The organism is Actinomadura sp. NPDC048955 (assembly GCF_040649435.1).
GTDB lineage: Bacteria > Actinomycetota > Actinomycetes > Streptosporangiales > Streptosporangiaceae > Spirillospora > Spirillospora luteofluorescens.
The window spans coordinates 1-21842 of the sequence record NZ_JBEZJI010000028.1 but is presented as its reverse complement, the minus strand read 5'-3'; the positions used below and the strand labels follow the sequence as shown (position 1 = coordinate 21842).

The window sequence follows — 21842 nt, the reverse complement described above, 5'->3', positions numbered from 1 at the left end:
GCCCGTACCGGCCGCACCTGTACCGGCCGCGCCCGCAACGCCCGCGCCTGCACCGGCTGCGCCTGTACCTGCGACAGCCGTACATGGCGCACCCGTACATGGCGCACCTGTACCGCCCGCGCCCGTATCTGCCGCGCCCGCGTCGGCCGCGACTGCGCCGCCGAGCGTTTGGGGTTCGCCGCCGCAGTCGCGCCCTCAGCCGTCGCGGTCGCATCCTGAGCCGCGGCGGTCGCCGCTTGGCGGGGCCGAGTGGGCTGCTGTGCCTGAGGCGCAGGGCGCCTACTCCGAAATCGAGGAGCGGTCGTCGACTACGGGGCCGATGGGTGTTCGCGAGACCAGCGGCGTCCAGGTGCGGCTGGGGTCGCGGGAGAGCGAGCGTGAGCGCCGGGAGCGGCGGCGCAAGGGACGCCGTAGCGGTCTGGTCGCGGCGGGCGTGCTCGTCCTGGCTGGGCTGGTCACGGCCGGGCTCGTCCTGACGCCCGGCTCCGGGGACAAGGGCGAGACGCAGGCGGCCCCCGCCGCGGGCGAGCGGGCGCCGGGCGGCGCCGTCAAGCTGCCCCCCGCGGGCTCGCCCATCACGGTCGGCACCGCCGACGGCTCCAGGTACCGGATCGCCGCGGTGACGTCCGGGATCAGCGACGGCGTGGTGACGACGTTCCAGTCCACGCCACCGTCCGGGACGGCGTTCCCCTACATCGAGTACATCCTCAGCAACCCGGGCGGCGGGAAGGTCCTGCTCGACTTCCCCGGGGACGTGTTCGTCCGGCGCGCCCTCGTCACGCCGGCGGCGCGGGGACGCTGCATGCCCCAGGCGGGCGTCCCCGAGGCCCTGTGCACGCCGCCGACCGACAGCCAGGTCGTGCGGCGGCTCGCGGGCGGCGCGCTCGTCGCGGGTGAGGGCGGCGACAAGTACCTGCCGCCGGGCGCGTCCTACCTGGTCCGCGCGACGGTGGACGTCCCGGTCGACCGCGGCGTCAAGCGCTCGGACATGGCCCTGTACGTGTGGAAGCAGCTCTACATGGCCGACCGGCTCGCCAGGCAGGCGCCCTTTCCGAAGGGACAATGAAACCGCCGTGACCCGGTCGGTCACGGCGGTTCCGGTCGTGCTTCGCTAGGCTCACTCGGCTTCGGGGTCATCGGCGAGGATCCCGTAGAGGCGGCGGCGGGCGTCGTTGACCACGTCCAGCGCGCGCGCCTTCTGCGCCTCGCTGCCCACGGCCATCACCTGCTGCAGGGCCCCCATCAGCTGGCCGACGGCCTCGCGCCCGCGCAGGACGTTCTCGCCGGCAGCTTCGGTGACCTCGTCCCAGGGGGCGGTGGTCTGCGCCGACGCCTCCTCGCGGCCGGTGTCGGTGAGGGAGAACAGCCTCTTGCCGCCCTGCTCCTCGCTGCTGACCAGGCCTTCGTCCTCCAGCATCTGGAGCGTCGGGTAGACCGAGCCGGGGCTCGGCCGCCAGACGCCGCCGGTGCGGCCGTCCAGCTCCTGGATCATCTCGTAGCCGTGCATCGCCCGCTCGGCGAGCAGGGCGAGCAGCGCCGCGCGGACGTTGCCGCGCCGGGTGCGCCGCCCGCGTCCACCGCGTCCGCGATGGCCGGGGCCGAAGCCGGGTCCGCCGGGTCCGCCGGGACCCCACGGGCCGAACGGGTCGCCGCGGCGCCCCCGCTCCTTGGGGCCCATGAAGCCGCCGCGCCTTCTCATCGTGTGCTCGTGCATCGCGGTCTCCCTTTCATGTTGATCGGTTGCGATGCTTCGACGATATATCGCTAACATGTCGCGATGCAACAACTGTGACGCACATCACTGGAGGCATGCCCGCCCGGAACGGAACGAGGCGCGGAGCGGGTGGCCGCTCCGCGCCTCGACGCGCGGTCTTCGTGGTACCGGTCGGGATCAGGGGCCGGTGACCTTCAGGTTGTCCAGGATGTCCTTGGTGGCGTCGCGGGCGTCGGTCTCCTTGACGCGGATCCACAGCCCGAACTTGCCGGACTTGTCCTTGAGGCCGACCTCGGTGACCGACGGCGTTCCGTTCTTGCACGCGGTGAAGCGCGTGATCGTCCCGCTGAGGGCGCCGTCCGGCGTGGTGTAGTTCTCCGGGGCGGCCTTCGTGCACTGCGGGTGGACGGCGGCGCCCGGCGGCGGGAGCTGCCCGGCGCGCAGGTCGGTGGTCACGCCGACGAACACTCCGGGGGCCTTGCCGTTGCCGAGGAACGCGGCCTTGTCGGGCGTCGCGCGCAGCACCGGCCGGGGCTGCCCGTCGGTGAGGCCGACGGTGGACGGCGTCCACGTCTGCTGCTGCTCCTGCTTCGGCCACGCCTTCGGCACCGCGGCCTTGATCTTGCCCGAGGCGTCGGCGACCGCGACGAAGTCCTTGGGGACCGCCGCCTTCTTGTCCTTGCCGTCCTTCCCGCCCTTGCCGTCGTCGCCGGAGAACATCATGCCGAGCGTCAGCCCGCCGACCACCGCGACCGCCAGCACGACCGCCGTGATGATCAGCGGCGTGACGAACTTCTTCGGCGCGCCGCCGCCCCGCGGCCCGCCCTGCCCGCCGCCCTGGACCGGCCCGGGCGGAGGAGGCTGGAAACCGGTCGGCGAGGGCCCGTAGGGCTGCTGACCGCCGGGGCCCATCTGCTGCTGCATCGGAGCGCCCTGCGGAGCGCTGTTCTGCGGCTGCTGGGTCGGGAACACGGTCGTCTTGTCGTCCTGCGGCTGCGCTTGCGGCTGGGCCTGCGGCGGGGGCTGGTAGGCGATCGTCCGGTCTTTGTCGTTGTCCGGGGTCGTGGGGCTCTCCACCTGGCTGAACGGGGCGGAGCGCCCGCCGGGACGGTCGACGACCGTCACCTCCTCGGACGACGGACCGGGCGGGACGCGCATCTCGGACGTGTGGAGGTCGTCCTCGCCGGGCTGGTCGAAACGCGTGCGCATGTCCGGCGGGGCGCCCTGGCCCGCCGCCGCGGCCGCCGGGGCAGGGCCGGGCTGCTGCACCGGAGGGGACTGCTGCGCGGGAGGGGACTGCCGCTTGACCTGGGCGCCCTCGCGGTAGAAGTCCTGGACGGTCGCGTCCGCGTCGATCTGCGGCTCGGGCGGCGCGGGCACCGCCTGGACGGGCGCCGGCGTGGCTTGCGGCGGCGCTGCCTGCGGCGATGCGGCCTGTGGCGGCGCCGCCTGCGCGGACGTCGGGCGCAGCGTGGACAGCGCCTCGGCGAACGCCTCGGCGGTCGGCCACCGCTTCTCCCGCTCGACCTCCAGCGCCCGAAGGACCACCTGGTCGAACGCCGGGGGCAGGCCCTCGCGCAGCTCGCTCGGCGCCTTCTTGACCGGAGCCGGGCCCGGTGCCCGTCCGGCGAGCATGTGGTACGTCAGCGCGCCGAGCCCGTACACGTCGGCGCGGATGTCGAGGCCGCCGCCGAACCGCGCCTGCTCGGGCGACATGTATCCGGGCGTGCCGACTGGGAGGGTGAACGCGCCCGACGCGTGCGCGAGCGCCTTGGCGAGGCCGAGGTCGGCGATGAGCAGCTTCTCGCCGCCGTCCGGCGTCGACTGGAAGAGCACGTTGGACGGCTTCAGGTCGCGGTGGATGACGCCCAGCGTGTTGATCACCTCGACGCCGTAGGCGATCTGCTCGGCGAGCGCCACCGCCTCACTGACCGGAAGTGGCCGCTCACGCATGCGATCGCCGAGCGTCCCGCGGTCCGCGTACGACATCACGAAGTAGGGGCGCCCGTCGGGGAGCTCGCCGATGTCGTGCACGCGGACGAGGCGCTCGGAGTCGGCACGGCGCAGAATCCGGGCTTCCTCGAGGAACCTGTTGCGCACGTCCAGATCGTCGATCAGGCTGCCGTTCAGGACTTTTATCGCGACCTGGGACTCGAGGGCGTCGTCGTGACCCAGCCATACAGAGGCGAACGCCCCCGAACCCAGGACGCGATCGATCCGGTAACGGCCTACTGATGGTGGGAAAGACACTCCCGTATCATCCCAACAACGGGGTGAGCGCGCGAACGAGCATTGAGGCGGCATGGCATTCGACGAGAGGACCGAGGAGCTGGCGGTCAAGGCCGCACAGGGTGACCAGGGCGCCCTGAACGAGCTCCTCCGCAAGATCGAGCCGGACGTGCTGCGGCACAGTTCCCGGTTCCTGCCCTGCCGGCAGGACGCCGAGGAGGCGTGCCAGGACGCGTTGCTCCAGGTCGCGCGGAACATCCACCGGTTCGAGGGCCGGTCGCGGTTCAGCACCTGGCTGCACGTCGTGGTCGCCAACTCCGCCCGCTCCACCTACCGGTCGCTGAAGCGCCGCTCGGTCGAGCAGGCGGGCGAGCTTCCGCAGCAGCGCCCCGACCCGCGCCGGACGAGCGTCATCGCCGGCTCCCGGGTCGACATCCTGGACGCCATGGAGGATCTGGAGGCCCGCAAGCCCGACCTCATCCAGGCCCTCGTGCTGCGGGACGTCTCGCAGCTGGAGTACGCGGAGATCGCCGAGCAGCTCAAGCTCCCGCTCGGCACGGTCAAGTCCCGCATCCACGAGGCGCGCAAGCAGGTGAGGCAGACGCTCGGGGAGTCCTACACCTGACCCGCCGGCCAAGGGTGAGTAATCGGACGGTAACAGTGGGTGCAGAACCCGGGTCCTGAACTGGGCTTCTGCACCAGCATGCGGTGCATGCCACCAGGACCGGCCCTCCGCCACGATCGTCCGATCTTCATTTTCGGCTGCCCCCGTTCGGGCACGACGCTGCTGCGGCTGATGCTCCACTCGCACGCCCGCATCGCGATTCCGGCGGAGACCCGGTTCGTGCTGCCCGCCTATACGGCGAGGTGCGACTACGGTGACCTCAACGACAGCAAGAACAGGCGGATGCTCGCGGAGTGGATCGTCGGGGAGCGGTCCACCAAGGTGCGGGCGCTCGGCATGGACGCCGACGGGCTCATCGAGGAGATCGCCGACGGCCCGCCGACGCTCGGCTCGGCGATCGGCATCGTCTTCCGCGCCTATGCCCGCCTGCACGGCAAGCCGCGCTGGGGCGACAAGCGCCCGAGCTACTCCCAGCACGTCGGCGCGCTGTTGCGGATGTTTCCCGACGCCCAGTTCGTGCATCTCGTCCGGGACGGCCGCGACTGCGTCGCGTCGCTGATGGAGATGCCCTGGTTCGACGCCGACATCCACCACGCCGTGTCCGCCTGGCGGGAGACGATCGACCGCGGCCGCCGGCTCGCCGAGCGCCTCGGCCCCGACTCCTACTACGAGCTGCAGTACGAGCGGCTCGTCGTCGACCCCACCGACGAGCTGACCCGGCTCTGCGGCTTCCTCGGGGAGGACTTCGACCCCGAGATGATCCACCCGGAGGGCCTCGCGAAGCGGATCGTCCCGATGAGCAAGAAGTGGCACGGACGCACGCGCGACGCCGTCACCACCAACCGCGTCGGCTCGTGGGCCGAGCGCCTCGACGCCTGGGAGATCAGCCTCGCCGAGGCCGCGTTCGGCGAGCGGCTCGCCGAGTACGGCTACGAGCCGAGCGGCCTGCCGAAGCCGTCCGCGGCCCAGCTCGCCCGCTTCACCCGCACCGCCGCCCACCGCCGCATGGCGCAGAGCAAGGCCGCACTGCGCGAACGCTGGAGGCAGCACCACGAGCCGAACCCCGTCGAGTGCCTGCTCGCCACCGAGCGGTCCGCCAGCACCGCCCCCTGACCGGACCCGCGGCGACGCCCGCAGAGCAACACACCGCTCCCTCATCGCGAGGATTTAGGGCCTGTCTCGAAGTCGCCTCAGCCACGCACGCGAACGCGTGACCTGGCCGGTGGAGCGAAGCCGGAGGCGAGCGGAGCCGGGCAGATCGCGAAGCGATGCCGCGTTCGCCCAGGCCAGGTCACGTAGCGAGCCGCCAGGCGAGCGAAGTGGGCCGGGACGTGGAAACACAGCCGCCAGGCGAGCTACGTGGGCCGGGACTGTGAAAATACGACCTAGTCCAGCGCGGCGAGCTGGTCGGCGAACCAGCGCTGCGGGGGCAGAGCGGTCGCGGCGTCGGCGAGGCGGGCGCAGCGCTCGGCCCGCCGGGCGCGCGGCATCAGCAGGGCCTGGCGCAGGGCCTCGGCCGTCTGCGACACGTCGTAGGGGTTGACCATCAGCGCGTCCTCGGACAGTTCCGCGGCCGCGCCCGCCTCTCGCGACAGCACGAGCGCGCAGCCGTGCCGCGACAGGACGGGCCCCTCCTTCGCGACCAGGTTCATCCCGTCCCGGATCGGGTTGACGAGCAGGACGTCGGCCAGGCCGTAGGCGGCGAGGGAGCGCGGGTAGTCGTCGTTCACCTGGAGGATCAGCGGGTCCCAGTCGGCCGTGCCGAACTCGTCGGTGATCTGCTCGGCCATGCGGCGGACGGCCTCGGTGTACTCCCGGTACTCGGGCAGGTCGTAGCGGGACGGGTAGGCGAACGCCAGGTGCACGACGCGGCCGCGCAGCTCGGGATGGTTGACGAGCAGCTCCCGGTACGCGGCGAGCCCGCGCACGATGTTCTTGGACAGCTCCGTCCGGTCGATCCGCACGATGAGCTGGCGGTCGCCCACCTGCTCGCGCAGCGCCCGGGCCCGTTCGACGACGTCCTGCTCGGCGGCCCGCCGGCGCAGCGCCGTCCCGTCCACCCCGAGACCGTGCACGCCCACGCGCGTGGTGTGACCCGAGCAGGAGACGGTGCGGGCCGCGCGGTCGACGCGGGCGCCCGGCAGCAGCTCGCAGCAGTCCAGGAAGGCCGACGCCCACCGCTCGGTGAGGAAGCCGGCGTGGTCGGCGCCGAGGATGCCGAGAAGGACCTGCGCGCCGATGTCGTCCGGGAGCAGCCTGAAGTACTCCGGCGGGGCCCAGGGGGTATGGGAGAAGTGCACGATCTTCAGGTCGGGACGCCGGTCGCGCAGCATCCGGGGGGCCAGCGACAGGTGGTAGTCCTGGACCGCCGCCTTCGCGCCCTGGGCGGCGTCCCGCGCGAGCGCGTCCGCGAAGGCCGCGTTGTACGCCTCGTAGGACTGCCAGTCGCGCCGGGAGCGGGCGTCGAAGTGCGGGCTGCGCGGTGTGTCGTACAACAGGTGGTGGACGAACCACAGCGTCGAGTTGGCGACGCCGTTGTAGGCGCGGTCGAACGTGGCCGCCGGGATGTCGAGCATCCGCACCGCGGCCCCGCCGGTCTCGTATCCGGCGAGGTCGAGACGTCCGTCCGGGGAACGGCGCGCGGCCGTGCGGTCGGCCTCGCCGAGGCTCGCGCACACCCAGAGAACGTCCGCGTCGCCGCCGGTCGGTGCCCGCTCCGTCCCGGCCGGGCGCGGCGGGCCCGGGTCGCGCGGGGCGCCCGTGACGGCGGCGAGGCCCGACACGAGTCCGCCGCCGCCGCGCCGCATGGTGAGCTCGCCGTCCTCCGACAGCGAGAACGACACCGGCCCCCGGTTCGAGGCCACCAGCACTTGGCTCATAGGGGAAGGGTCTCAGTTGCGGCGCGGGCGCATCACAGTGACCCGCGAGGTGACCGGCATCGCCCGCGCTTCTGCCCGTTCCGCCCGATTAGTCATCCGCCCTGGGGGTATCCGGCGGCAATGAGCAAGTCCGAGACGACGAAAACGGTGCTCGTCGCCGGTGCAGCGAACCTCATCCTCGCGATCACGAAGCTGTTCGCCGGCCTGCTGGCCGGGTCCAGCGCCATGCTCGCGGAGAGCGCGCACTCGGTGGCGGACACCCTCAACCAGGGCTTTCTCTACACCTCGATCCGGCGCAGCGAGCGGCCCCCCGACCGGCGCCACCCCTTCGGATACGGCAACGAGCGGTACGTGTGGTCGCTGCTCGCCGCGTTCGGCATCTTCGTGGCCGGCGCCGGGTTCTCGATCTTCGAGGGCGTCCTGACCATGACCGGCCACGGCGGCGGCGGGACGACGGTGTGGCTCGCCTACGCCGTCCTCGGCCTCGGCGCGGTGCTGGAGGGGGCGTCCTGGATCCGTGCCTTCTACCAGGCGAAGAAGGAGACGCGCGACAGCGACCGCGACCTCGTCGAGCACGTCCGCAAGTCGCCCGACGTGACGTTCAAGACCGCGCTGTTCGAGGACACCGCGGCGATGATCGGCCTCGCCCTCGCCGCCGGCGGGCTCGCGATGCGCCAGATCACCGGCTCGGAGTTCTGGGACGGGCTCGCGTCCGCCCTCATCGGAGTGCTCCTGGTCGTGCTCGCCTTCTCGATCGGCCGGGAGAGCATGCGCCTGCTCATCGGCCAGGCGGCCGACCCCGCCGAGCAGCGCAGGATCCGCGCCGAGATCTGCTCCGCGCCCGGCGTGACCGGCGTGGACGAGCTGCTCACCATGCACTTCGGCCCCGAGCAGATCCTCGTCGCGGCGAAGGTGCACTTCTCCGACGACATCAGCGCCGACGAGGCCGAGGACGTCGCCGGCGAGATCGACCGGCGGCTCCGCGAGAGCGTCCCGACCGTCCGCCACGTGTTCCTCGACCCGACCCAGCGGGTGATCAAGACCACCGCCGGGTAACGTCTCACTCGCTGGACCCACCTGTCTGGCATCCGGTCAGTTGATGTAAAGTCACGCATACGAGCTCAAAGCGCTCGTTGATCGACAACTTCATAACGCTCATCCAGAGGGGTGGAGGGACCGGCCCTGCGAAGCCCCGGCAACCACCTGGCTGTGGCGCGTCGCGATCCTGCGAGGCCGGCCGGGAGATGGTGCCAACTCCGGCCTGCGACCAAGGTGGCGCAGGGAAGATGGGGAGAAAGGCCTCGCCCTCATGGCACTCACGCCTGCCACAGACCTCGGACCGGCTACCGCTCTCGTCTGCCGCGAATGCGGCTCGTCCCGCGACCTCGGGCCCCACTACGCCTGCGAGGAGTGTTTCGGCCCACTGGAGATCGCCTACGACTTCGACGGCGTCACCCGGGAGGCGATCGAGTCCGGGCCGCGCAACATCTGGCGCTACCGCGGGCTGCTGCCCGTCCCGCCGAACGTCGCCGACACCCCGAACACCGAGCCGGGCCTGACCCGCCTCGTCCGCGCCGACAACCTCGCGGAGAGCCTCGGCCTGCAGAGCCTGTGGGTGAAGGACGACAGCGGCAATCCGACCCACTCGTTCAAGGACCGCGTCGTCGCCGTCGCGCTCGCCGCCGCCCGCGAGCTGGGGTTCAAGGTGCTGGCCTGCCCGTCCACCGGGAACCTCGCCAACGCCGTCGCCGCCGCGGCGGCCCGCGCCGGGATACGCAGCGCGGTGTTCGTCCCGTCGAACCTGGAGTCCCAGAAGATCATCACGACGGCCGTGTACGGCGGGACGTTCGTGACGGTCGACGGGAACTACGACGACGTGAACCGGCTCGCGTCCGAGATCGCCGGTGAGCGGGAGGACTGGGCGTTCGTCAACGTCAACGTCCGCCCCTACTACGCCGAGGGCTCCAAGACGCTCGGCTACGAGATCGCCGAGCAGCTCGGCTGGCGGCTGCCGGACCAGATCGTCGTGCCGGTCGCGTCCGGCTCCCAGCTCACCAAGATCGACAAGGCGTTCCAGGAGCTGATCAAGCTGGGGCTGGTCGAGGACCGGCCGTACCGCGTCTTCGGCGCGCAGGCCGCCGGGTGCGACCCGGTCGCCGCCGCGTTCAAGGCGGGCCACGACGTCGTCCGCCCGGTGAAGCCCGACACGATCGCCAAGTCCCTCGCCATCGGCAACCCCGCCGACGGCCCCTACGTCCTGGACGTCGCCCGCCGCACCGGCGGCGCCGTCGAGGACGTCACCGACGAGCAGGTCGTCGAGGGCATCCGGCTCCTGGCCCGCACCGAGGGCATCTTCGGCGAGACGGCCGGCGGCGTCACCGTCGCGACCCTCCGCAAGCTCGTCGAGGCCGGCACCCTCGACCCGGGCGCCGAGACCGTGATCATCAACTCCGGGGACGGCCTGAAGACCCTGGACGCCGTCGCCCCGGTCGTCGCGCCGTCGGCGAACATCGCCCCGTCCCTGGAGGCGTTCCGCGCCGCGGGCCTCGCCTGAGAACGAAGGAGCAGCATGAGCAGCGTGTCCGTCCGTATCCCGACGATCCTGCGGACCTACACCGGTGGCGAGTCCGAGGTGAAGGCCGAGGGCGCGACCCTGCGCGCGGTCGTCGCCGACCTCGAGGCCAGCTACTCCGGCATCTCCGGCCGCATCCTGGACGACGCCGGCAAGATCCGCCGTTTCGTGAACGTCTATGTCGGTGACGAGGACGTCCGGTTCGCCGAGGGCCTCGACACCCCGACGCCCGAAGGCGCCCAGATCTCGATCATCCCCGCGGTGGCGGGCGGCTGACGCCCGTCTCGTCCCGCAAGCCCCGGCACGTCCACCGTGCCGGGGCTTTTCCTTTCAGAACTGGCCGATTCCCCATTCTCTGGAACGTCAATGGCCCGGTGGATACCGGATTGGGTGACTGTTCTTCCCGTCCGGCTCAACGGGCATGGAGAAAGCTTTAGCGAGCGCCCGTTTCGCGGCTTCGATCTTGATCACCGCCACTCCGTCACTTGGGTTTCTCGCTGGCCGCGCCCTGGAAGATTGATCCCGGAGTGGCGTTCCCTGGAGCGCCGATCGGCATACGAGAGTGAGGAAAGGCATGAAGCGCATTTTGCGCACGATGGCCGTGACCGGGATAACGATGGGAGCGGCCGTCCTCGCGGCTCCCTCGGCCATGGCCGACATCAACTTCTACGCGGTGGAGAAGGCGTACGTGGGGCACAACGGCCCCACGTACATCAGTGAGAAGGGTCCGGGCGACCTGATCTACACCGACATCACCAAGTCGCCCAAGGCGGCGCCGGTGATCGGGAACAAGCCGGTGAAGACCGGTGACATCACCACGAAACTCCACGGCGGGAAGCACAACACGGCCGTGACCGGCGTCGAGGGCTCCGAGCAGGAGGCCACCAAGGTCGCCCTCGCCAAGGCCGCCGAGCACGAGGCCGCCGAGCAGCAGGCCGCTCCTCAGCAGGCTGCTGCTCCTCAGCAGGAGTCTCTGCAGGCCGCCCCGGAGCAGGGCGCCCAGCAGGCCGCGCCGGAGCAGGGTGCCGAGCAGGCCGCTCCTCAGCAGGGCGAGCAGCAGGCTGCTCCCCAGCAGGAGGCCCAGCCGAACGCCCCGCAGCAGGACGCGGAGCAGGCGGCTCCTCAGCAGGACGCGCAGCAGGCCGCGCCGGAGCAGGGTGCCGAGCAGGCCGCTCCTCAGCAGGACGCGCAGCAGGCCGCGCCGGAGCAGGGTGCCGAGCAGGCCGCCCCGCAGCAGGAGGCCCAGCAGGCCGCGCCGGAGCAGCAGCAGGCCGACGCCAACGCCCCGCAGGCCGGGCAGCGGCTGGCCACCACGGGGGACCACCCCAAGCCGGTGCACATCCACGCGGTCGAGAAGTCGATCGTCGGCCAGAACGGCCCCGTCGCCAACAGCGAGAACGGCTCGGGCGACGCGATCTTCACGAACCTCAGCGGTTCGCCCCGCTCGAACGTCTACGCCGGCAACAGCGCGACGATGACCGGCCCGATCAGCACCAAGCTCCACGGCGGCAAGCACAACACCGTGATCAACGCGGTCGCGGGCCCCGAGCAGGAGTCCACCAAGAAGTGAACCGCGGCTCATAGCAGAGCACCGCAGCACCACGGCCGCTCCGGCCCGGTCACGCATCGAAGCCGGAGCGGCCGCCCAATGTCCGGACCCGTTTGCGGCGGCCCTTTGCCCGGGAACGAAAGAACATCCTCACCATTCGCCATACTCCGCAGAAGCGGCCCAACGGGCCGTGGTGACCCCGGTGCATCGGGCCGCCGCAAACGTCAAAGCATCGACCGAACCGACACCAACGATCCGTGTCGAATATGCGCCGCGAAAGCGGCGGCGACGGGCGGTTGCCGGTGCAAGGGCAGCCGACATGGACGGCGTGCCGGCACCGGCCCTCACCGGGTGGTGAGACCTCGGTAGCCCCCTGACCCCCGTCAGCCCACCGCTTCCCCGGCCCGGCGTCGGCCGGATGACGGCCTCGTGAACACCCCCGACGGGCGACCGGCCCGCTACGCCACCGGCGAATTTCGGGTCGGCCCGTGCCACGTGAGGCGCGCCCACCGGCCCGCCGCGAGAGGACTTCCTGGACGTTCCGCCGCTGGTCAGGGCGGGGCAGGGCGGCTGGGGGAGACACCCGTGGGCGAGGATGTGTGGCGCTTGCACTCGACGGGGTAGAGTGCTAAACAAACATTGGCACTCTGCTGTGGAGAGTGACAACTTCACACAGTCATGGGTCGGGGCGATGAGGCCTCAGGCCGGCGGCGGAATGGAAGTCGTCGGCGGGGCCGTCCGTCGCGGGCGTCGGCTCGATCCGTCTAAGCCACCTTGTTCCGGGAGGACTGGAGCCTATGGCTGCAAAGATGATCGCGTTCGACGAGGAGGCCCGTCGCGGTCTCGAGCGCGGCATGAACCAGCTCGCCGACGCCGTGAAGGTGACCCTTGGTCCCAAGGGCCGCAACGTCGTGCTGGAGAAGAAGTGGGGCGCTCCCACGATCACCAACGACGGTGTGTCGATCGCCAAGGAGATCGAGCTCGAGGACCCGTGGGAGAAGATCGGCGCGGAGCTCGTCAAGGAAGTAGCCAAGAAGACCGACGACGTCGCGGGTGACGGCACCACCACCGCCACCGTGCTGGCCCAGGCGCTGGTGCGCGAGGGTCTGCGCAACGTGGCCGCCGGTGCGAACCCGATGTCGCTCAAGCGCGGCATCGAGGCCGCCGTCGAGCGGGTGAGCGAGGAGCTGTCCAAGCTCGCCAAGGACGTGGAGACCAAGGAGCAGATCGCCTCCACGGCCTCCATCTCCGCGGGCGACCCGCAGATCGGCGAGATGATCGCCGAGGCGATGGACAAGGTCGGCAAGGAAGGCGTGATCACGGTCGAGGTCCCGGCGTCTGAGATGATCCCGGCCAGGGTCGGTCAGACACGAGTGTTCCTGTGAGGGGTGCCGCCGGTGGAGCCGTCGGGACGGGAGGGGTCGCGGCAGGCGACGGGCGCGGACGAGCAGGTGCTGGCGGGCCGGTACCGGCTGGTCTCCCTGCTCGGCCGCGGCGGAATGGGAGCGGTCTGGCGCGCCCGTGACGCGCACCTCGACCGTGAGGTGGCGGTCAAGGAGCTGCGCCTGCCCGAGCACCTGGACGACGCCGGGCGGCGGACCTGGATCGCGCGGCTGGAGCGGGAGGCCCGCGCCGCCGCCCGGCTTTCGAGGGCGCGAGCACGGGGGCGGTGTTCATCGCCATCGCCACCCGGGACCCCGGCCCGTGCGTGCACGCCGGCCCTCTGGAGCCGGTGCTCAGGGCGCTGATGCAGCGCGAGCCGTCGCAGAGGCCGACCGCCGAACAGCCGCACGCCTGGCTCGCCTCGCTCGCCCAGAGCCGCTCAGTGCGATGTGGACGCGATGGTCGACTCCGGTGGCTGAGGGTGCAGCCCTCGGTGATGTCCATCCGGTTCGACGGCCCAAGACCAGATGCGAGGAGAACCCCGGCTGCGATTTCACGGTCCTGAACCGTGGGGCCCCGAGGTTCAGCGAAGTCAGCGTCTACAGCCAGTACCTGTCGGAACCCGATCGTTCGATCGTTCTCGTTTTCGCGTCGGCTGAGACGGGCGGCGCTGCGCCGTGAGCTCAGCGGGCGTCGGCGGAAGCGGTGCGAGTGGCCATGTGGGCTTGGCGCATCCGACCGTCGGGGGCGAACCGGCCGAAGAAGTAGACCTCGATGGAGAGGTCCTTGCCGCGCTGGCGGACGTGCAGGGTGTAGCGGGCGGCGAGGCGGTCGCCGTCCGCGACGGCCTCGTGCACCTCCACCCTGCTCGTGGGCCGGTTCTTGCGGACCGGCCGGGTGTGCGCGATGAGCTTGTCGCGGTCGATCCGGATCCCGTCGGCGAACTGGACGATGTCCGGGGTGTGGTAGCGGTCGACGATCAGCGCCGGATCCTCGTCGCCGCGCAGCAGGTCGCCGGTGAAGGAGGTGTAGAAGTCGGCGATGAACCGCCCGGGTTCGGTCTCGTTGAGCGGACGCATGGATCCCCCGTGGTGCTCGGTACGATCTTTGACGCTCTGTAAGATATGCACCGAGAACCAACTCTGACAAGGTGTAAGAAATAATGCCCTCTCCGGCCCGCAACCGCCGCGCCGACGCCCGCCGCAGCAGGGACGCGATCCTGGACGCGGCGACGCGGGTGCTCGACGCCGATCCCGACGCCGGTCTGGCGGCGGTCGCTGACGCCGCCGGGGTGACCCGCCAGACCGTCTACGCCCACTTCCCCTCACGGGAGAAGCTGCTCCTCGCGCTGGCCGAGCGGCTCACCGGGGAGACGGTCGCCGCCATGGACGCCGCCGATCCCGACGCGGGACCGGCCGCCGACGCGCTGGTGCGGCTGCTCGACGCCGCCGCGCGGACGGCCGGGCGCCACCCGGCCCTGATGCGGCGGATCAGTGCGGTGCCCGTGAGCCCGCGGGCCGACCACGAGCGGCACGAGCCCGTCGCCGACCGGATCGGGCGGGTGATCGAGCGGGGGCGGCGCGGCGGCGAGTTCGACGACCGGCTCCCGGCCGGCTGGCTGGTCGCGGCCGCCATCGCGCTGGCCCATGCAGCGAGCGAGGAGCGGCAGGCCGGCCGCATGCCCGGTGCGGTCGCCGACGACGCGCTCCGCGCCAGCCTCCTGCGGCTCCTCGGCGCCCCCTGACCGGTGCGGGCGGCCTTTTCGAATTCCCGGCCGGGCCGGCCGCCGGCCATTGAGAAAAAGGATCACCGAACCAAACGGGTGGCGCTCTCATCAGATGAGGGCATAAGGGGGCACGGTCTCGCGGGCTGAAAGTCGAGTAAGCCGCCGTGTCGATATGGAGAGAACATGCGACACGGTAAGGCGGCCGTTCTCGGCCTCGTGGTCGGCGCGGGGACGCTCGGCATGGCCGCGCCCGCGATGGCCGACCCCGGCGACGTCATCGTGAAGCCCGCGCAGGCCCGTCCCGGCGAGACGGTCACCGTCGTGGGGAAGAAGTGCCAGGTCGACGGGACGGCGGGCTCGCTGGCCTTCGTGGGCGGGGCCGTCCCGCTGAACGGCGCGGAGGAGGTCGACGGCCGGGCCGGGATCGCGACCGTCAAGAAGGACACCTTCGCCGGCACCTACACGGTGCTGGTGCGGTGCGGCGCGTACAAGGGGACCGGCGAGGTCCACGTCGTGGACGGCAAGGCGCGTCCGATGGCGCGGCCCACGCCGACCGGCGGGCCGGCGACGGGCGTCGGCGGCGGGGCGGGCGGCGGAAACACCGTCCTTCTTGCCGGGGGAGGGGTCCTGGTGCTGGGCGGGATCGGCGCGGGTGCCATTACCATCCGCCGCCGGAATGGCGCGAAAGCGTGACGGCAAGCCTTTCTGGCGAGTGCTGACACCGACAATTTCGACGGGTGGGAAGGGCGATGAGAGGAAAGGGCGGCCGGTGGGTTCCGGGGGCGCTGGCAGCGGTCCTGACGGCCGCCGGCCTCGCCCTGGTGGTCCTCGGGCTGCGCGGCCCGGCCGGGCCGCCGAGCCCGCCCGCATGGGCCGCGACGACCCGGGCCGTCGACCGGCACGGGCCGGCGCTGGACCGGTCCCTGCCCGTCCGGGTGTCGATCCCGTCCATCGGGGTGCGGGCGCCGCTGGCCCGGCTGGGGCTCGGGAGCGGCGGAGAGGTGCGGGTCCCCCCGGCCGACCGGCCGGGGGAGGCCGGCTGGTACGAGGGCGGGCCCGCCCCCGGCGAGCGGGGCGCGGCGGTCATCCTGGGCCATGTCGACTCCGCGAAGGGCGCCGCGGTCTTCTACGACCTGGGCCGGCTGAGGCCGGGGCATCGCATCGAGGTGAGCCGCGCGGACGGCAGGGTGGCCGTGTTCGCCGTCGAGTCCGTGGAGCGCGTCCCGAAGGGGCGGTTCCCCACCGGGCGCGTCTACGGTCCGCTCGGCCATCCCGGGCTCCGCCTCGTCACCTGCGGCGGCGCGTTCGACCGCGCCGAGCGCGGCTACCGCGACAACGTCATCGTGTACGCGGCCGAGACGGCGGTCCGGTAGCCCCGCCGAAGGCCCGTCCGGTCACTGCGCCGGCGAGACGAGGGTGCCGGAGGACTGGAACGCGGTGGTCAGGATCCGGCCGACCTCGTCGAGCTTCCTCCGCAGTTTGACGGCGCCGGTGGCGCCACCGGACAGGCCGGTCGTCGCGAGCCCGAGCTCGACGACCACGGTCCCGTCGGGCTGCGGCCTCAGGAGCACGTGGTACTTGTAGTGCGTGGCGAACGCCCCGAGGAGCATCGCCTTGGTGCGGGTCCCCTTCTCGACGATGCCCTGGCCGGCGTGCTCCCACGTGAAGCGATAGCCCTCGGGCTGCAGGGCGGCCTCCACGACGGCGCGGACCTGGTCGAGGGCACCGGACACACTGAGGCTGACGGAATTGGCCATGGTTCTCCTTGGTCGAATGAGGTCTGGGGGACCGGCGCCGCCGGTCCCCTCGACAAGAGACGTCCGTCCACCCTGCGAGTACGCAACCCGCTGAGGCCCGCCCACGCCGGGATGACACCCAATGGTTGTGGTCCAGGGCCCGGCGGTTGTTTGATCCGCTGGTCCCCCGCCCGCTTTGATCTCCCTGACCGACGGAGGCGCGGCCGGTGGAAGGGGCGTGGCGAGGGTGCGCAGGGGGCGGGGCAGGTCGCTCGGGCGGCGGTTCGGGTGGCTCTGGACGGCCTACGCGGTCAGCGCGTTCGGGACGTGGCTCGCCTTCGACGCGCTCCCCCTGATCGCGATCACTGTGCTGCACGCCGGACCGGCCCGGGTGTCGGCGCTTGCCGCCGCGGGCCTGCTGGTGGGGGCGGCGGTGGCGGTGCCGCTCGGCCCCTGGGTGGAGTTCCGCCGCAAGCGGCCCGTGATGATCGCGATGGACCTGGTCCGGTGCGCGGCGCTGCTGAGCCTGCCCGCCGCGTTCGCCCTCGGCGGGCTCGGCTTCGCCCAGCTGCTGGTCGTGTCGGTCGTCGTCGCGGCGGCCGACATCGCCTTCACCTCCGCGAGCGGCGCCTGCCTGAGGGCGCTCGTCCGGCCGGGCGACCTGCTCGCCGCGAACGGGCGGCTGGAGTCCACGACCTGGACCGCCACCATGCTCGGGCCGCCGCTCGGCGGGGCCGCGATCGGGCTGTTCGGGCCGCTGGTCACCGTGGCGGCCAACGCGGTCGGCTTCCTGCTGTCGGCGGCCGGGATCCGCGCGATGGGCGGGACGGAGCCGCGCCCGGCCCGGAGCGGGGGCGCCCGGCTCCGCGCCGGGGACCTGCTCGAAGGCTGGCGCCACATCCTCACCGGCCGGGCGCTGCGGCCGCTGTTCCTCAACCAGATCCTGGTCAGCGGGCTGATCATGGCGACGGCGCCGGTGCTGGCCGTCCTGATGCTCGGCCGCCTCGGGTTCGCGCCCTGGCAGTACGCGCTGGCGTTCGCCGCCCCGTGCGTGGGAGGCCTCGCCGGTTCCCGCGCGTCCGGGCGGCTCGCCGCGCGGTTCGGGCGCCCGAGGACCATGCTCGTCTTCGGCACGCTGCGCGCGTGCTGGCTCCTCGGGCTGGCCTTCGTCCGTCCGGGCGCCGCCGGGCTGCTGCTCGTCATCGCCGTCGAACTCGGGCTGATCACCTGCATGGGGGTGTTCAACCCGCTGCAGGCCACCTGCCGGCTGGAATGGACGCCGCCCGACCGCGTCGCCCGCGTCCTGTCGGCGTGGTCGGTGTCGAGCAAGCTCACGATCGCGGCCATGACCGGACTGTGGGGGCTGCTGGCCGGCCTCACCGGCCCCCGCACCGCCATCGCGGTCGCCGGCGTCCTGTCCCTGGCGACCCCGGCGCTGCTGCTCAGCAACCGTCGCGCACTGTCGGGCCCGGACGCCTTGACGCAGGTCGGCACCAGTGCAAGCGTGAAAAATGAGGGGGAAGGGGGACCCATCATGATTGAGATCAAGAGCATCGAGAAGCCGGACGACCGGCGGGACTTCCCCAGGGGCCACGTGGAGATCGCCAACCTCAGCGGCCTCGTCTTCGGGAAGGCGACGTTCGAGCCCGGATGGCGCTGGACGGAGTCGGTGAAGGACATCGCGGGCACCGACCTTTGCGAGGTCCACCACAACGGCTACGTCGTCCAGGGGCGTATGCACATCCGCATGCGCGACGGCGCGGAGCAGGAGGTCGGTCCGGGTGACGTGTTCGTCGCCACGCCCGGCCATGACGCCTGGGTCGTCGGTGACGAGGCCTGCGTCATGTTCGACTTCGCCGGCGGCATAGGCGACTACGCCAAGGCCAGTCACTGAGCGTTCGGTTCCGTGAAGCGGGGGCGCCGTCACATGCCCCCGCTTGCGCGTGTCAGGAGGACTCCGGGCCCGGTACCGCGGGCCTGTGCCGCCGGTAGTGCCGCGCGACGCGGACGCGGTTGCCGCAGCGCGCCGCCGAGCACCAGCGACGGCGCGGGTGGGCGGGCAGGAAGAGCAGCACGCAGTCGTCGGCCTCGCACTTGCGGATGCTGGTGACCGCCGGGTCGGCGAGGAGTTCGGCGGCGGCCTCGGCGAGCCACGACGCCGGGCGCAGTTCCGGCGGGCCGGTGCGGCGGCGGGCCGCGAGCAGGGACCGCCCGTCCCAGACCGGCTCGGTGACCGCGGGCGCCGCGCACTGGGCCCGGGTGAGGGCCTCCAGGTCGGCGGCCGAGGGCGGTTCGCCGCGGCGGACGCGGTCGAGGGCCCGGGCCGTGTGCTCCCGGACGTCCCGGACGGCGGCCAGCGACGCGGCCCCCGTCTCCGCGGCGGCGAACGCCGCGGCCTCGTCGGACCGGTCGGCCTCCAGGCGCAGCCAGGCCCGGAGGTCGTCGGGCGTGGACAGCAGGTCGGCGCCCGCCGGTCGCGTGTTGACCAGGTCCAGGGCCGGGGGCTCGCCGGTCAACGGGGTCGGGTCGCTCATGCCCTAACGGTACATCGACCGATTGACCCGTTAGGTGGGCGACCGCTATACCTAATGCATCATCTCGACAGATAGGCATTAGGCATGCTCTCGATCGCCCGCACCGCCCACCGGCACGTCGACGTGAACGGTGTCCGCGTCTTCTACCGCGAGTCCCTGCCGGAGAGGGAGGACGCGCCCGTCCTGCTGCTCCTGCACGGTTTTCCGTCCGCCTCGCACCAGTTCCGCCGGCTCGTCGACGTCCTCGGGGCCCGCCACCGGCTGATCGCCCCGGACTACCCGGGCTTCGGCCACACGCGGGCCCCGGACGACTTCACCTACTCCTTCGACGGGCTCGCCGACGTCATGGAAGGCTTCGTCGAGCGGCTCGGGCTCACCCGTTTCGCCATGTACGTGTTCGACTTCGGAGCGCCGGTCGGGTTCCGGCTGGCCGAGCGGCGGCCCGAGCGCATCGCGGGCCTGGTCGTCCAGAACGGCAACGCCTACGCCGAGGGCCTGTCGGACGCCGCCCGCGACTTCATCGCCCTGCGTCCCGGTGCGCCGGGGGCGCAGGAGGCCGTCCGGAGCCTGCTGACCCTGGACGGGACCCGGAGCCAGTACGAGACGGGCGTCGCCGACCCCGAGGCGCTCGCACCCGATGGCTGGACCCTCGACCAGCACTTCCTCGACCTGCCGGGACGCAGAGAAGCCCAGGTCGCGCTGGCCTTCGACTACCACTCCAACGTCGAGCGCTACGGCCGCTGGCAGGCCTGGCTGCGCCGGTGCACGCCGCCCACCCTCATCGTCTGGGGAGCCGGGGACCCGTTCTTCACCGCGTCCGGCGCCCGCGCCTACCTGCGGGACGTCCCGGACGCGGAACTCCACCTTCTCGACACCGGCCACTTCGCCCTCGAAACCCACCTCCGCGAGATCGCGCCCCTCGTCGCCGCGTTCCTCGACCGTCTCGGGGCGTAGCGGGCCGGAAGGTCCGCAGGTCGCGGGGGCGGGGGCGGCGAGGTCGGCGACAAATGACGACGCCCCCGGCAGGCCGGTACGGGTAGGTTCGGGGGATGAACGTTCGCCCGACTCTTGAGGACATCCGCCGCGCGCCGAAGGTGCTGCTGCACGACCACCTGGACGGCGGGCTGCGGCCCGCCACCATCGTGGACCTGGCGCGGGAGACCGGGTACGAGGACCTGCCCACCACCGACGCGGACGCCCTGCGGACGTGGTTCGAGGAGGCGTCCAACTCCGGATCGCTCGAACGGTACCTGGAGACGTTCTCCCACACGGTCGGCGTGATGCAGACCGTCGAGTCGCTCACCCGGGTGGCCTACGAGTGCGCCGAGGACCTCGCCCGCGACGGGATCGTCTACGCGGAGGTCCGGTACGCGCCCGAGCAGCACCTGCGGAACGGGCTGTCGCTGGAGCAGGTCGTCGAGGCCGTCCTGGACGGATTCGCGCGCGGCCGCGAGGACTTCGGGATCCGCGTCGGGACGCTCGTCACCGCGATGCGGCACCAGGCGCGCAGCATGGAGATCGCGGAGCTGGCCGTCCGGTACCGGGACGCGGGCGTCGTCGGGTTCGACATCGCGGGCGCCGAGGCCGGGTACCCGCCGACCCGCCACCTGGACGCGTTCGAGTACCTGCAGCGCGAGAACGCCCACTTCACGATCCACGCGGGCGAGGGGTTCGGGCTGCCGTCGATCTGGCAGGCGATCCAGTGGTGCGGCGCCGACCGGCTCGGGCACGGCGTGCGGATCATCGACGACATCGAGGTGGAGGACGGCGAGGCGCGACTCGGCCGGCTCGCCGACTACGTGCGCGACAAGCGGATCCCGCTGGAGATGTGCCCGACCTCCAACATCCAGACGGGCGCGGCCAAGTCGATCGCCGAGCACCCGATCGGGCTGCTGCGGCGGCTGAGCTTTCGCGTCACGGTCAACACCGACAACCGGCTGATGAGCGGCACGACGCTGTCGGAGGAGTTCGCCAAGCTCGCCGACGCGTTCGGCTACGGATGGGACGACCTGCAGTGGTTCACGGTGAACGCGATGAAGTCGGCGTTCGCGCCGTTCAACGAGCGGCTCGAACTGATCAACGGCGTGATCAAGCCCGGTTTCGCGCAGCTCAAGTGGAGCGGCGCCCGGCCCCTGGCATGATCGAGCCATGACCATTCGCTCCACCGGCGGGCGCGTCGCCGCGTACGCGTGGCTGGTGTTCGCCGCCCTCAACCTCGTCGACCTGTTCGTCGGCATCACCGGCGACCCCGACTACTCGCTGACGACGGTGACGATCGCGTTCCTGCTGCTGCTCGGCTGCGGGATCGCCTACACGGTCGGGCTGCGGCCGGTGATCGTCGGCGACGAGGCCGGGGTGACGATCCGCAACCCGCTGCGGGACGTCCGGGCGCCGTGGGGCGCGATCCGCCGGATCGAGGGCAGGAACGCGCTGACGGTGGCGTTCGCCGGCCCGGACGGGACGGAGCTGGAGACCCGGGCGTGGGTGCTCCAGACCTCGCCCCGGGCGCAGGCCAAGGCGGAGGCCCGCGCCGAGAAGGAGGCCCGCAAGGGCAAGGGCCAGGCCCAGGGCTTCGACCTGCGGGGGCGGACGCCGACCGCGTACGCGGCGCAGCAGCTGAACGAGATGAGGGAGCGGCAGCGCCCCAAGGCCCGGTCGGGCGCGCCGGACAAGGCGGCCAAGGCCGAGGCGGAGGAGGAGGGGCCCGCCAGGGGGACGGTCCGCTGGTCCGTTCCGGCCGTGGCCTCACTGGCCGTCCCACTGGTGGTGATCGTCGCCCTGCTGATCGCGGGCGCGGTCAGCTAGATCGTTGATGGGAAATATCGGTGTTGGTCAGTGGTCGTAGGCGATCAGGGAGCGTTTGACGGGTGCGTCGATGAGCCAGTTGTGCCAGAT

The 21842-nt window shown here is 72.1% G+C and carries 21 protein-coding genes, 1 pseudogene and 1 riboswitch; of the genes and pseudogenes, 16 read left to right on the top strand and 6 right to left on the bottom strand.

What is annotated here, in order from left to right:
- Positions 1-319: 319 nt before the first annotated feature.
- Complete coding sequence (locus tag AB0C84_RS25095; RefSeq protein WP_361070672.1) at positions 320-1066, top strand: hypothetical protein; 747 nt, start codon at positions 320-322, stop codon at positions 1064-1066.
- Between the two features lie 51 nt (positions 1067-1117).
- Here the strand turns inward: AB0C84_RS25095 and AB0C84_RS25090 are convergent, their stop codons facing one another.
- On the bottom strand, positions 1118-1714 hold the full coding sequence (locus AB0C84_RS25090) for a PadR family transcriptional regulator (RefSeq protein ID WP_179844255.1): 597 nt from the start codon (positions 1712-1714) through the stop codon (positions 1118-1120).
- 177 nt (positions 1715-1891) lie between these two features.
- Complete coding sequence (locus tag AB0C84_RS25085) at positions 1892-3964, bottom strand: serine/threonine-protein kinase (RefSeq protein ID WP_361070668.1); 2073 nt, start codon at positions 3962-3964, stop codon at positions 1892-1894.
- 52 nt (positions 3965-4016) lie between these two features.
- Here AB0C84_RS25085 and AB0C84_RS25080 point away from each other — a divergent pair, with 52 nt between their 5' ends.
- Together AB0C84_RS25080 and AB0C84_RS25075 are read left to right on the top strand one after the other, a co-directional pair.
- Positions 4017-4568, top strand: a complete 552-nt coding sequence (locus tag AB0C84_RS25080; RefSeq protein WP_089313869.1) for an RNA polymerase sigma factor — start codon at positions 4017-4019, stop codon at positions 4566-4568.
- An 87-nt stretch (positions 4569-4655) separates the two neighbouring features.
- On the top strand, positions 4656-5681 hold the full coding sequence (locus AB0C84_RS25075) for a sulfotransferase (protein WP_339156595.1): 1026 nt from the start codon (positions 4656-4658) through the stop codon (positions 5679-5681).
- 272 nt (positions 5682-5953) lie between these two features.
- Here AB0C84_RS25075 and AB0C84_RS25070 read toward each other — a convergent pair whose 3' ends face one another.
- Complete coding sequence (locus AB0C84_RS25070; RefSeq protein WP_361070664.1) at positions 5954-7447, bottom strand: trehalose-6-phosphate synthase; 1494 nt, start codon at positions 7445-7447, stop codon at positions 5954-5956.
- A 120-nt stretch (positions 7448-7567) separates the two neighbouring features.
- Here AB0C84_RS25070 and AB0C84_RS25065 point away from each other — a divergent pair, with 120 nt between their 5' ends.
- From AB0C84_RS25065 to AB0C84_RS25040, 6 genes and pseudogenes are all read left to right on the top strand, one after another.
- Entirely contained in the window at positions 7568-8503 is a 936-nt protein-coding gene (locus tag AB0C84_RS25065) for a cation diffusion facilitator family transporter (RefSeq protein WP_258940609.1), read from the top strand.
- 96 nt (positions 8504-8599) lie between these two features.
- Positions 8600-8740: riboswitch (SAM riboswitch) on the top strand.
- A 16-nt stretch (positions 8741-8756) separates the two neighbouring features.
- On the top strand, positions 8757-10001 hold the full coding sequence (thrC, locus tag AB0C84_RS25060; protein WP_361070659.1) for a threonine synthase: 1245 nt from the start codon (positions 8757-8759) through the stop codon (positions 9999-10001).
- A 15-nt stretch (positions 10002-10016) separates the two neighbouring features.
- Positions 10017-10295, top strand: coding sequence for a MoaD/ThiS family protein (locus AB0C84_RS25055; RefSeq protein WP_179844250.1), 279 nt, complete (start codon positions 10017-10019; stop codon positions 10293-10295).
- 298 nt (positions 10296-10593) lie between these two features.
- Positions 10594-11589, top strand: a complete 996-nt coding sequence (locus tag AB0C84_RS25050) for a hypothetical protein (RefSeq protein WP_361070654.1) — start codon at positions 10594-10596, stop codon at positions 11587-11589.
- 776 nt (positions 11590-12365) lie between these two features.
- Positions 12366-12896 (top strand): annotated as a pseudogene (locus AB0C84_RS25045) (TCP-1/cpn60 chaperonin family protein); the annotation flags it as partial.
- A 69-nt stretch (positions 12897-12965) separates the two neighbouring features.
- The gene (locus AB0C84_RS25040; RefSeq protein WP_361070651.1) at positions 12966-13316 is read left to right on the top strand and encodes a hypothetical protein; all 351 of its coding nucleotides are present in this window, start codon (positions 12966-12968) and stop codon (positions 13314-13316) included.
- A gap of 318 nt (positions 13317-13634) precedes the next feature.
- On the opposite strand, the gene AB0C84_RS25035 is transcribed toward AB0C84_RS25040, so the two are convergent.
- Complete coding sequence (locus tag AB0C84_RS25035) at positions 13635-14030, bottom strand: nuclear transport factor 2 family protein (RefSeq protein WP_361070648.1); 396 nt, start codon at positions 14028-14030, stop codon at positions 13635-13637.
- 83 nt (positions 14031-14113) lie between these two features.
- Between AB0C84_RS25035 and AB0C84_RS25030 the strand changes: the two genes are divergently transcribed.
- The 3 genes from AB0C84_RS25030 to AB0C84_RS25020 all read left to right on the top strand — a co-directional run bounded on the left by AB0C84_RS25030 (position 14114) and on the right by AB0C84_RS25020 (position 16050).
- Positions 14114-14695 (top strand): TetR family transcriptional regulator, encoded by a 582-nt coding sequence (locus AB0C84_RS25030; protein ID WP_361070645.1) that lies wholly within the window; start codon positions 14114-14116, stop codon positions 14693-14695.
- Between the two features lie 165 nt (positions 14696-14860).
- Positions 14861-15370, top strand: coding sequence for a hypothetical protein (locus tag AB0C84_RS25025; RefSeq protein ID WP_361070642.1), 510 nt, complete (start codon positions 14861-14863; stop codon positions 15368-15370).
- A gap of 56 nt (positions 15371-15426) precedes the next feature.
- Positions 15427-16050, top strand: a complete 624-nt coding sequence (locus tag AB0C84_RS25020; protein WP_361070639.1) for a class F sortase — start codon at positions 15427-15429, stop codon at positions 16048-16050.
- A gap of 21 nt (positions 16051-16071) precedes the next feature.
- Here the strand turns inward: AB0C84_RS25020 and AB0C84_RS25015 are convergent, their stop codons facing one another.
- Positions 16072-16434, bottom strand: coding sequence for a hypothetical protein (locus tag AB0C84_RS25015; RefSeq protein WP_361070636.1), 363 nt, complete (start codon positions 16432-16434; stop codon positions 16072-16074).
- Positions 16435-16651: 217 nt separating this feature from the next.
- On the opposite strand from AB0C84_RS25015, the gene AB0C84_RS25010 reads away from it, so the two are divergent.
- Positions 16652-18307 (top strand): MFS transporter, encoded by a 1656-nt coding sequence (locus tag AB0C84_RS25010; RefSeq protein WP_361070633.1) that lies wholly within the window; start codon positions 16652-16654, stop codon positions 18305-18307.
- A 52-nt stretch (positions 18308-18359) separates the two neighbouring features.
- Here the strand turns inward: AB0C84_RS25010 and AB0C84_RS25005 are convergent, their stop codons facing one another.
- Positions 18360-18947 (bottom strand): CGNR zinc finger domain-containing protein, encoded by a 588-nt coding sequence (locus AB0C84_RS25005; RefSeq protein WP_361070630.1) that lies wholly within the window; start codon positions 18945-18947, stop codon positions 18360-18362.
- 84 nt (positions 18948-19031) lie between these two features.
- Between AB0C84_RS25005 and AB0C84_RS25000 the strand changes: the two genes are divergently transcribed.
- The 3 genes from AB0C84_RS25000 to AB0C84_RS24990 all read left to right on the top strand — a co-directional run bounded on the left by AB0C84_RS25000 (position 19032) and on the right by AB0C84_RS24990 (position 21752).
- Entirely contained in the window at positions 19032-19901 is an 870-nt protein-coding gene (locus tag AB0C84_RS25000) for an alpha/beta hydrolase (RefSeq protein WP_361070627.1), read from the top strand.
- 95 nt (positions 19902-19996) lie between these two features.
- A complete protein-coding gene (locus AB0C84_RS24995) occupies positions 19997-21088 on the top strand; it encodes an adenosine deaminase (RefSeq protein ID WP_179846074.1) in 1092 nt (363 codons plus the stop codon).
- Positions 21089-21095: 7 nt separating this feature from the next.
- Positions 21096-21752, top strand: coding sequence for a PH domain-containing protein (locus tag AB0C84_RS24990; RefSeq protein ID WP_361070623.1), 657 nt, complete (start codon positions 21096-21098; stop codon positions 21750-21752).
- Positions 21753-21842: the final 90 nt, after the last annotated feature.

Bases quoted from the DNA above. Each gene is read 5' to 3' on its own strand.
- AB0C84_RS25095 (WP_361070672.1), top strand. From the start codon at position 320: ATGGGTGTTCGCGAGACCAGCGGCGTCCAGGTGCGGCTGGGGTCGCGG.
- AB0C84_RS25005 (WP_361070630.1), bottom strand. From the start codon at position 18,947: ATGAGCGACCCGACCCCGTTGACCGGCGAGCCCCCGGCCCTGGACCTG.
- AB0C84_RS24990 (WP_361070623.1), top strand. From the start codon at position 21,096: ATGACCATTCGCTCCACCGGCGGGCGCGTCGCCGCGTACGCGTGGCTG.
- AB0C84_RS25065 (WP_258940609.1), top strand. From the start codon at position 7,568: ATGAGCAAGTCCGAGACGACGAAAACGGTGCTCGTCGCCGGTGCAGCG.
- AB0C84_RS25075 (WP_339156595.1), top strand. From the start codon at position 4,656: ATGCCACCAGGACCGGCCCTCCGCCACGATCGTCCGATCTTCATTTTC.
- AB0C84_RS25090 (WP_179844255.1), bottom strand. From the start codon at position 1,714: ATGCACGAGCACACGATGAGAAGGCGCGGCGGCTTCATGGGCCCCAAG.
- AB0C84_RS25055 (WP_179844250.1), top strand. From the start codon at position 10,017: ATGAGCAGCGTGTCCGTCCGTATCCCGACGATCCTGCGGACCTACACC.
- AB0C84_RS25030 (WP_361070645.1), top strand. From the start codon at position 14,114: ATGCCCTCTCCGGCCCGCAACCGCCGCGCCGACGCCCGCCGCAGCAGG.
- AB0C84_RS25020 (WP_361070639.1), top strand. From the start codon at position 15,427: ATGAGAGGAAAGGGCGGCCGGTGGGTTCCGGGGGCGCTGGCAGCGGTC.
- thrC (WP_361070659.1), top strand. From the start codon at position 8,757: ATGGCACTCACGCCTGCCACAGACCTCGGACCGGCTACCGCTCTCGTC.
- AB0C84_RS25000 (WP_361070627.1), top strand. From the start codon at position 19,032: ATGCTCTCGATCGCCCGCACCGCCCACCGGCACGTCGACGTGAACGGT.
- AB0C84_RS25035 (WP_361070648.1), bottom strand. From the start codon at position 14,030: ATGCGTCCGCTCAACGAGACCGAACCCGGGCGGTTCATCGCCGACTTC.
- AB0C84_RS25050 (WP_361070654.1), top strand. From the start codon at position 10,594: ATGAAGCGCATTTTGCGCACGATGGCCGTGACCGGGATAACGATGGGA.
- AB0C84_RS25015 (WP_361070636.1), bottom strand. From the start codon at position 16,434: ATGGCCAATTCCGTCAGCCTCAGTGTGTCCGGTGCCCTCGACCAGGTC.
- AB0C84_RS25080 (WP_089313869.1), top strand. From the start codon at position 4,017: ATGGCATTCGACGAGAGGACCGAGGAGCTGGCGGTCAAGGCCGCACAG.
- AB0C84_RS25025 (WP_361070642.1), top strand. From the start codon at position 14,861: ATGCGACACGGTAAGGCGGCCGTTCTCGGCCTCGTGGTCGGCGCGGGG.
- AB0C84_RS25070 (WP_361070664.1), bottom strand. From the start codon at position 7,447: ATGAGCCAAGTGCTGGTGGCCTCGAACCGGGGGCCGGTGTCGTTCTCG.
- AB0C84_RS24995 (WP_179846074.1), top strand. From the start codon at position 19,997: ATGAACGTTCGCCCGACTCTTGAGGACATCCGCCGCGCGCCGAAGGTG.